A 9,613-nucleotide genomic window follows, 5' to 3' on the forward strand; every position below is an offset into this window, starting at 1 on the left:
TTACTGTCCGTTGACCGCATGGCAGGCGACCCTATGGCCGGGACGGGCTTCTTTCCAGACCGGCACCTTCTCCTTGCAGATATCCATGGCGACCGGGCAGCGCGTATGAAAGCGGCAACCGGATGGCGGGTCGAGCGGGCTTGGCACGTCGCCCTGCAGGATCTGCCGGGTGCGGGTGCGTTCATGGGCGGGATCGGTTTCCGGCACGGCGGAGAGCAGGGCCTTGGTATAGGGATGCAGCGGTTCGCTGAACAGCGCGTCGCGGGTGGCAAGCTCGGCCAGCCGACCCAGATACATGACGCCGACGCGCGTGCTGATATGGCGCACGACCGCCAGGTCATGGGCGATGAAAAGATAGGTGAGGGCGTATTTTTCCTGCAGGTCGAGCAGAAGGTTGATGATCTGCGCCTGGATCGACACGTCGAGCGCCGAGATCGCCTCGTCGCAGACGATGAATTTCGGCTGGCAGGCGAGCGCCCGGGCAATGACGACGCGCTGGCGCTGCCCGCCGGACAGTTCGTGGGGATAGCGCGAGGCAAAGCGGGCCGGCAGGCCGACATCGCCCAGCAGCGTGGCGATCTTGCCCGGTAGCTCCGCCTTGGTCGCCAGCTTGTGGAACAGGATTGGCTCGCCCACGGCCTCGCCCACGGTCATGCGGGGATTGAGCGTTGAGTAAGGGTCCTGGAAGACGATCTGCAGATCACGACGGAACGGCCGCATGTGCTTTTCATCCAGCAGCGTCAGGTCCTGGCCCTTGTAGATCACCTTGCCGCCGCTGGCGCGATGGAGATTGAGAATGGTGAAGCCGGTGGTTGACTTGCCGCAGCCGGATTCGCCGACCAGGCTCAGGGTCTCGCCCTCGATGATATCCAGATTGAAATCGTCCAGCGCATGCACGGTGGCCGTCTTGTTGCCGAAGGCGCCAAGACGGACGTGGAAATGCTTGACGAGGTTTTCGATCCTCAAAAGCGGTTCGGGGTTCATCACGCGGCCTCCCTGGCCTGTTCGACGGCAAAGCAGGCGGCGCGGTGACCGCCGCTTGCCGAGACTGGTTCAAGCCGCGGAACGGTCGTCCGGCAGATCTCCATGGCCAGCGGGCAGCGCGGTGCGAAGGGACAGCCGGGCGGACGCCGGCGGGGTTCCGGCGGGGTTCCGCCGATCGAGCTCAGGCGGGCGGCCGGGGCATCGGAGAGTTTCGGGATCGAGGCCAGCAGCCCCTGCGTATAGGGATGACGGGGATTGGCGTAGAGCTCATCGACCGGCGCATCCTCGACGACGGTGCCGGCGTAGAGCACGGCGACGCGATCGACCAAACCGGCGATCAGCGCCAGGTCGTGGGTGATCCAGACCACCGACATGCCGAGCTTCCGGCGCAGTTCCTTGACCAGGTCGACGATCTGCGCCTGGATGGTTACGTCGAGGGCCGTCGTCGGTTCGTCGGCGATCAGAAGCTTGGGGTCGCAGGCAAGGCCGATGGCGATCATCACGCGCTGGCGCATGCCGCCGGACAGCTCATGCGGATAGGCCTGCAGGCGTTCCTCGGGCCCTGGAATGCCGACCAGCCGCAACAGGTCGGCGGCCCGCTTGCGGGCCTCCGGCTTCTTCATGCCGCGATGGTAGATCAGCGGCTCGATGAGCTGGTCGCCGATGCGCATCACCGGGTTGAGCGAAGTCATTGGGTCCTGGAAGACAAAACCGACATCGCCGCCGCGCACCTTGCGCAACTCCTTGTTAGACATGGTCTGCAGATCGCGGCCGTCGAATTTCGCCTCGCCCCGGGTGACGCGGATCTTGTTGGGCAGAAGCCGCATCAGGCTCAGCATGGTCAGGCTCTTGCCGCAGCCGGATTCGCCGACGACGCCGAGCGTTTCGCCCCTGTCGACATGCAGGTCGATATTGTCGACGACCACGGCCGGGCCGTTGCGGCCGTCGATCTCGATGGTCAGGCCCTTGACGTCGAGCAGACGTCTGGTGTCGGTCGCGCCGGTCATTTGTTGCCTCGCGGGTTGAGGGCGTCGTTGAGGCCATCGCCGAGGAAGCTGAAGGCAACGGAGGCCAGGCCCAGCACGGCGGCAGGGGCGGCCAAAAGATGGGGATAATGCTGCCAGACGCGCAGGCCGTCGGAGATCATGTTGCCCCAGCTGGGGGTTGGCGGATTGACGCCGACGCCGAGGAAGGAAAAGGCGCTTTCCAGCACCATGGCGGTGCCGAGGCCGGCGCTGACCGAGACGATCAACGGACCCAGCGAGTTGGGCACGACATAGCGCATCATGATGATGCCGTTGGACAGACCGAGGGCGCGGGCGGCGGTGATATAGGCTCGGGAGCGGATCGACAGGACCTGGGCACGCACCAGACGAGCATATGGCGGCCAGGAAATCAGCGCCATGGAGCCGAAGACGAGGAAGAAGTCGATCCAGATGGTCTCGCGGTAGAACGGGTTGAGCGTCGCCAGATAACGCGCCTCCATCCATTGGGCGATCGGCGTTTTCAGGGATGCGTTGATGACCACGACCAGCAGCAGGTTGGGCACGGACATAGTGATATCGGTCAGCCACATGATGACCCGGTCGAAGGGATCGCCGAAAAAGCCTGCGATGGCGCCGAGCATGGTGCCGATGAACAGCGCAATGGCAGTAACGACGACGGCCACCATGAAGGCGGTGCGCGTGCCGTAGACGACACGGCTGAAGACATCGCGGCCGAGATCGTCGGTGCCGAACAGATGGGCCAGCGACGGCCCCTGGTTGCGGGCATCGAGATTCTGGCTGAGGAAATCGTAAGGCGCCAGATAGGATCCGAACAACGCGATGAAGGCTAGCAGCACGATCACCACCAGGCCGAACAGGGCAAGCCTGTTGCGCTTCAGCCGGAACCAGGCATCGCGCCACAGGCTGACCGGGGCGTCTTCCGGCAGTGGATTTGTCTGGACAGGAATGGAGGACATGGTCAACGGCTCCTCTTGGTGTCGTTGGCACGCGGGTCGAGCAGCGGATAGAGCACGTCGACCAGCAGGTTGGAGATCATCACCAGGAAGGAGCCGATCAGGGTGATGGCGAGGATGACCGGGAAATCGGAATTGATGAGTGCCTGCACGGTGAGCCGGCCAAGACCCGGCAGGCCGAACACCAGTTCGACGAAGATGGCGCCGTTGACGATGGTGATCATGATCAGGCCGAGCTGGGTGACGACCGGGGTCAGGACCGGGCGCAGGATGTGGCGCAGGGCGACGATCACCTCCGGCACGCCCTTGGCGCGGGCCGTGCGGACAAAATCCTCCGACAGCACTTCGATGACCGCGGCGCGCGTCTGGCGGATGATCAGGGCGATCGGCTGGAAGGACAGGACGATCAACGGCAGGATGATGCGGGCGTCGAAGACGCCGCCCCAGCCATAGGGAACGTTGATACCCGGCAGCAGCACGATCAACCCGACCATCAGCAGAGGACCGGCGACATAGGCAGGAATGGCCCAGAGGAAAAGGGCCGAGCCGAGGATGATGTAATCGAGGCGGCGGTTCTGGTTGAGGGCCGCGATCATGCCGAGCGGAATGGCGACGACGGCGGTCAACACGATCGAACAGAGCGCCAGCTTGAAGGAGACCGGGGCGGCGGCTGAAACCATGGCCCAGACCGAGCGGCCGGAGGTCAGCGAGTTGCCAAACTTGCCCTGGACGATGTTCAGCACATAGGAGCCGAACTGCTCGAAGAAGGGCCGGTTGAGGCCGGCGCTTTCGCGGATCGCCTCGATCTTTTCGGGATTGTAGGCGACGTCACCGGGCGCCCGGAGGAATATCAGCTTGATCGGATCGCCCGCCCCGTAATAGGCCAGCGCATAGACCGCCATCATGACCAGAATGACCGACGGCACCCATATGGCGAACCGTGTTGCGATATAGCGCAGCATGCCGCGAATTCCTCCCGCCTTGCGTCCCGTGCCGGCCGGGCCGGGTGCGGGGCGCATTATGCACCTGTTTCAGCCGTTTTCCGCAAGTTCACCAAGGATAATGCGACGGCCATCTTATCTGCCGATGGCGTTCCCTCAGACATCAAGGCAACGCTATCGGCAGGAAGACCTGCGCGACGATTTTGCTCGCGCAGGTCCTGTGGATAGGGCTATCAACCGACCGTGATCTCCCACGGCCGGGCGACCTGCCAGTCGAGGTTCTTATCGATGCCCTTCACTTCGGCCGTTGCCCAGCGCGACATGGTCTGGGCGTACCAGGGGATGAAGGCCCAGTCGTCGCGGAAGGCCTTCTGGGCGTCCTGCGCCAGCGTCACGCGCTGCGGATCGTCGGCGGCCTTGGTGGCGGCTTCGGCCAGGAGGCTGTCGACCTTGTCGTTCTTGTAGCCGCCCATCTTGTTCTGGGCATTGGACGAAGTCGAGGCGATCGATCCCTGCAGGTAGGACACTGCGTCGGGGACGCGGGTGCCGACGTCGTCGCGGAAAATCTGCACCGCGTTCTGGTCGGGGCCGGCATAGGCATCCTGCTGCGGCTTCATGTCGACGGCGGTGATGCCGAGATTCTGGCGCCATTGCTCGGCAATGAACTGCGCCGCCATTTCGATGGCCGGGCCGGAGACGCCGACGAACAGCAGCTTGGGCAGGCGTTCAGGCCCGCCATAGCTGGATTCGGCCAGAAGTTTCTTGGCGCCTTCCGGATCGTAGGGGAAGGGCTCGAAGCCACTGTTTTCGGCGCCCGGCACCGAGTTGAGGACCTGGTCGGTCTTCTTGTGCGGTCCATCGGGGAAGGAGGCCTTGATCAGGCCGTCCCGGTCTACCGCGCGGATCAGCGCTTCGCGCACCTTCGGATCGTCCATCGGCGCGCGCGCCGTGTTGAACCAGAAATGCTGGCTGGTCGGGATCAGCGGGCCGGAGGCGAAATCGGCACCCAGGTCCTGCACGATGGTCGAGGTGACCAATTCGGTATGGGCGTTGAATTCGCCTGACTTCAGCAGCGAGGTTGCCGTGACATTGTCCTCGATCGAGCTGATTTCTATGCGCGCCAGTTTCGGCTTCGGACCAAAGAAGTTCTCGTTCGGCTCGAAGGTCAGCGTGCCGGCATCGAGATCGATCGCCGTCAGCTTGAAGGGGCCGGAATAGACGGCTTCGCTGTCGGGCATGTACCAGTCGGCCACTTCCTGGCCATCGGCACCGCGCGACTGGGACGCCTTGGTGATCGGCGCGATATGATTGGCAACGCGCATGAAATAGATCGGATCGGCTTCGCTGAGCGTGACGACAACCGTGTCTTCGTCCGGTGTCGCGATGCCGGAAATTTCGGTGGCGCTGCCCTTGCTGACCTCGGAATAGCCGGCAATCTTGCTCAAGACCTGGTCGGCGCGCTGGTTCTTGGTGTTCGGCATGGCCGATACGTTCCACGAGCCCTTGACGTCTTCTGCGGTGATCTTGCTGCCGTCGGAGAAGGTCGCCTTGGGATCGATCTTGAAGGTCCAGACCTTGTCGCCGTCCGACGGTTCCCAGCTGGTGAAGACATAAGGATTGATCTTGCCATCGGCATCGAAATACATCGGTGCGGCCCACCAGATGGAATTCCAGCGATAGGGCACGCCACCGCCGCGAAGCGGCGACCAATCCTGGTTGAAGGCCGGGTTGGCGACCTTGAGAACCTGTCCATCAGCCGCCATGACAATGCGGGCATTCATGCCGGCGATCGTCAAGCCGATCGTGGCGCCAAGACCGAGCTTCAGGGCTTGGCGACGCGAAATGGATGTCTTCCCAGCGGAAGCGTAGTCTTTCTGCTTGTTCATGCGATCCTCCCCTTGCGTGAAACCAAGCGCCGCCACTCCCTCCTCGGACCAGTCCAGGCGCTTTCGCCAACACTCGTCCGTTAATGTAAATATGTCAACTATAAATGCGATATTGCGCCGTTGAATTTTAATGCCGTTATAAAAACTATTTGATATCAATAATTTAAGTGTAATGATAAAATCAGGATTTGTTTTTTGTATTGACAACTCGGCCTGTGTTGAGGACAAACGCCATCTCATGTGGCCCGCTCGGGAGTGGCGGTTGCCAGGATATTTCCTGAAGGAGGAGCAGGCATGAACCCCAACCAGGTGGTGACCGGCGTCTATAGTGCGGCCTCGACGCCGCTGACTGAAAGTGGCGATCCGGATCTCGGTCTCTTCACCCGCCATTGCCGGCGTTTGCTGGATGAGGGTTGCCACGGCGTAGCACTGCTCGGCACCACGGGCGAGGCCAATTCCTTCTCGCAAGGGGAGCGCCGGACGGTCCTCGAAAGCGCGCTTGCGGCAGACATCTCGCCTGACCGGCTGATGCCGGGCACGGGCCTTGCTGCCATTCCCGATACCGTGGCGCTGACCCGACATGCCCTGTCTGTCGGCGTCACTCGCGTGGTCATGCTGCCGCCCTTCTACTACAAGGGTGTAAGCGACGAGGGGCTGTTTGCGGCCTATTCCCAAATTATTGAAAAGATTGCCGATAATCGTCTGCGGATCATCCTCTACCATATCCCGCAGGTCTCCGGCATTCCGCTGTCCATTCCCCTGATCAGCCGTCTGGCCAAGGCGTTTCCGGAGATCGTGGTTGGCATCAAAGATTCTGCCGGAGAACTCGCCAACATGCAGGCCATCCTGGCGGAGCTGCCGAATTTCTCGGTGCTGGCCGGTGCCGATCCGCTGCTGCTGCCGCTCTTGAAGGCAGGTGGCGCGGGCTGTATCACGGCAACGTCCAATCTTGTGGCCGACAGCCTGCGGGTGGTGTTCGACCATGTCGCCGATCCGGCCAAGCTGGCGGAGGTCGAGGCGGCCCAGGCGCGCATCAACGCCTATCGCACGCTCTCCAATTCCTATGTGCAGATCCCGACCATCAAGGGCATGATTGCCCTGAAGACGGGAGAGGATGCCTGGTTCCGGACGCGGGCGCCGCTGATCAGTCTCAACGCGAGCGAGCGGGCCGAATTGACAACCAAGTTCACCGCGCTGAACTAAGGGAGGCTGTCATGGACTTCACAGCCCTTGATCCGGCATTGGTTCCGGCCCTGATGACGGGAGAAGTTCGTCGAAATTCCGCCGAAAGCGGTCGTTTTGACGCCTATCTGCCGTCGCCTTGCGTCCAGAATCATGCTGCGAACCTCGCCTTTCTGCCGGACGGCACGCTGACCTGCGTCTGGTTCGGCGGCACGATGGAAGGCATGGGCGACATTTCCGTTTACATGTCACGCCTGGCGCCGGAGTCCGATCGCTGGTCAGAGCCGGAAAAGATGTCGGATGATCCGGAGAAATCCGAGCAGAATCCTTTGATATTCAGGGCCCCTGACGGGCGCATCTGGCTGCTGTTCACCTCGCAGACCTCCGGAAACCAGGACGGCGCAGTTGTCAAACGGCGGGTCTCTGACGATGGCGGCAAGAGCTTCGGCGCACCGGATATCCTGTGCGACAATCCGGGCACCTTCGTGCGGCAGCCCATCGTCGTGAATGGTGCGGGCGATTGGCTGCTGCCGGTTTTTCGGTGCATTCCGGAGCCGGGCCGACGCTGGACCGGGAATGTCGATACGGCCGGCGTGCTGGTATCGCGCGACAACGGCGTCAGCTTCGCTCTGCAGGATGTGCCGGACAGTCTCGGCGCCGTGCATATGAACATCGTGCCGCTGGGCGGGGCGGATATGGTGGCCTTCTATCGCAACCGTTTCGCCACGCAGATCCTGTGCAGCCGATCTGGCAATGATGGGCACAGCTGGAGCGCGCCGCGGCCGCTTGACCTGCCCAACAACAATTCGTCGATTCAGGCCGTTGGTTTGAAAAACGGCACTATTGCAATGGTTTACAACCATGCCAATGCCTCCATGTCGCAGGCGCGGCGCCATTCTCTCTATGACGAGATCGAGGGTGATGCTGTCCCCCAACCGCCATCGTCCGGCGGTGCGGTCTGGGGTGTGCCCCGGGCGCCGTTGAGCCTGGCTCTGTCGCGGGATGGAGGCCGGACGTTTCCGCTTCGGGTCGATCTGGATACCGGCGACGGCCACTGTCTCAGCAACAATTCCAAGGACAGCCTGAACCGCGAGTTCTCCTATCCCTCGATCGTCGAGGGACCGGATGGGGTCCTGCACATTGCCTACACCTATTTCCGGCGGGCGATCAAATATGTGCGGTTGGAGCCGGGCTATTTGTCGAAACTCTGAGCGGATGTTGCTGTGATTTGACATCTCGTCGGCACTTGTTCGTTGCTGCCCTGGTGGATGTCCGGGGCATCTCCATCTACAGGTGCAGATCTGCTCTACACTTGTTATAATCATTATATATCAATGTGATAGATTGTTTCTTTCTGAAAATTGCCTCGTCTTGTCATCAAGGTACCTGTCGAAATAAAACAAAAATGACCACCGTCTCTTGCCTTCGTCAGGCTTAGGTTATAACAAATTTACATGTTGTGATGCTTTGCGGGAGATTAAGGTGTCGCATGCTTGGGAGGATTGAGCCGATGAACAGACTGGATACGCCGATTTCCATGGTGAGGCCGGGCCATATCGAGTTCGGCGTCGGCACGTCTGGGCGGCTTGGCGCCTGGGCGCAGGCAAAAGGCTATGGCCGTATTCTGGTCATCTCGGACGCCTTCAATGCAACGCGCACCGATGTGCTCGGCCTGAAGGGCGACGTGGTCGTATTTGGAGAGATCAAGGCGGAGCCCGATACGGGCGATCTCGACAAGGTTCTGGAGGCCGCCGCCGAGGCCAGGGCGGACCTGATTGTTGGCTTCGGCGGCGGGAGCGCCATGGATCTGGCAAAGCTTGCTGCGGTGCTCGCGGACTCTTCGCAGTGTCTCTCTGATGTCGTCGGCGCCGGTCGGGTGGCGGCCCGCGGCGCGTCTGCGCTGGCGCAGGTGCCGACGACATCGGGCACCGGCAGCGAAGCGGGCATTCGCGCGCTGGTCACCGATCCCGTCACCAAGGCGAAGATGGCCGTCGAAAGCATCCATATGCTGGCCGATATCGCGGTGATCGATCCGGCGCTGACCTTCACGGTGCCGCCGCAGGTGACGGCCGCGACGGGCGTCGATGCCATGGCCCATTGCGTCGAGGCCTATACCAATCGCAAGTCCCATCCGGCGATCGATCTCTACGCCATTGAAGGCATCCGTCTGGTCGGGCGCTATCTGGCGCGCGCCGTGGCGGACGGATCGGACGCGGAAGCGCGCGCTGGCCTGTCGCTGGCCTCGCTTTACGGCGGCTATTGCCTGGGGCCGGTCAACACGGCCGGTGGTCATGCGCTGGCCTATCCGCTCGGCACCCGCTGGCATGTGCCGCATGGCGCGGCGAATGCACTGATCTTCCCGCATGTACTGGCCTTCAATGCGCCGGCTGTGCCGGAGAAGACCAAGGCGATCCTGCAGGCGCTGGATCTGGCGCCTTCCGACGATATCCAGACGATCTTCGAAGGCACGCATGGTTTCTGCGCGGCACTCGGCATCGAGATGAGGCTTGCGGCGCTCGGCGTGCCGCAGAGCGATCTTGCGACGATGGCCGACGATGCCTTTGCCATTCGCCGCCTGCTCGACAACAATCCGCGCGATCTGTCGCGCGCCGATATTCTGGCGATTTACGAAGCGGCTTTCTAAGGCCATAGAAGAGCTT

The 9,613-nt window shown here is 62.1% G+C and carries 8 protein-coding genes; 3 read left to right on the forward strand and 5 right to left on the reverse strand.

Annotated elements, in window-relative coordinates; all coding sequences use genetic code 11:
• From HFC70_RS17995 to HFC70_RS18015, 5 genes are all read right to left on the reverse strand, one after another.
• Window positions 1–984 carry an ABC transporter ATP-binding protein gene (locus HFC70_RS17995; RefSeq protein ID WP_168474656.1) on the reverse strand — a complete coding sequence of 328 codons (984 nt, stop codon included), beginning with the start codon at window positions 982–984 and terminating at the stop codon, window positions 1–3.
• Window positions 984–1,991 (reverse strand): ABC transporter ATP-binding protein, encoded by a 1,008-nt coding sequence (locus HFC70_RS18000; protein WP_168474657.1) that lies wholly within the window; start codon window positions 1,989–1,991, stop codon window positions 984–986. The genes HFC70_RS17995 and HFC70_RS18000 overlap by 1 nt, the downstream gene beginning before the upstream one ends.
• Window positions 1,988–2,947 carry an ABC transporter permease gene (locus HFC70_RS18005; protein WP_168474658.1) on the reverse strand — a complete coding sequence of 320 codons (960 nt, stop codon included), beginning with the start codon at window positions 2,945–2,947 and terminating at the stop codon, window positions 1,988–1,990. Before HFC70_RS18005 ends, HFC70_RS18000 begins: the two co-directional genes overlap by 4 nt.
• A gap of 2 nt (window positions 2,948–2,949) precedes the next feature.
• The gene (locus tag HFC70_RS18010) at window positions 2,950–3,906 is read right to left on the reverse strand and encodes an ABC transporter permease (RefSeq protein ID WP_168474659.1); all 957 of its coding nucleotides are present in this window, start codon (window positions 3,904–3,906) and stop codon (window positions 2,950–2,952) included.
• A 212-nt stretch (window positions 3,907–4,118) separates the two neighbouring features.
• Entirely contained in the window at window positions 4,119–5,771 is a 1,653-nt protein-coding gene (locus HFC70_RS18015) for an ABC transporter substrate-binding protein (RefSeq protein ID WP_168474660.1), read from the reverse strand.
• A 294-nt stretch (window positions 5,772–6,065) separates the two neighbouring features.
• Between HFC70_RS18015 and HFC70_RS18020 the strand changes: the two genes are divergently transcribed.
• The 3 genes from HFC70_RS18020 to HFC70_RS18030 all read left to right on the forward strand — a co-directional run bounded on the left by HFC70_RS18020 (window position 6,066) and on the right by HFC70_RS18030 (window position 9,597).
• Window positions 6,066–6,974: a dihydrodipicolinate synthase family protein gene (locus HFC70_RS18020; RefSeq protein ID WP_168474661.1), complete on the forward strand. Its 909-nt coding sequence runs from the start codon at window positions 6,066–6,068 to the stop codon at window positions 6,972–6,974.
• An 11-nt stretch (window positions 6,975–6,985) separates the two neighbouring features.
• Window positions 6,986–8,164, forward strand: a complete 1,179-nt coding sequence (locus HFC70_RS18025) for an exo-alpha-sialidase (protein ID WP_168474662.1) — start codon at window positions 6,986–6,988, stop codon at window positions 8,162–8,164.
• A gap of 299 nt (window positions 8,165–8,463) precedes the next feature.
• Complete coding sequence (locus HFC70_RS18030; RefSeq protein WP_168474663.1) at window positions 8,464–9,597, forward strand: iron-containing alcohol dehydrogenase; 1,134 nt, start codon at window positions 8,464–8,466, stop codon at window positions 9,595–9,597.
• The last annotated feature ends 16 nt before the right edge of the window (window positions 9,598–9,613 follow it).

It is taken from the genome of Agrobacterium sp. a22-2 (genome assembly GCF_012276985.1).
GTDB lineage: Bacteria > Pseudomonadota > Alphaproteobacteria > Rhizobiales > Rhizobiaceae > Allorhizobium.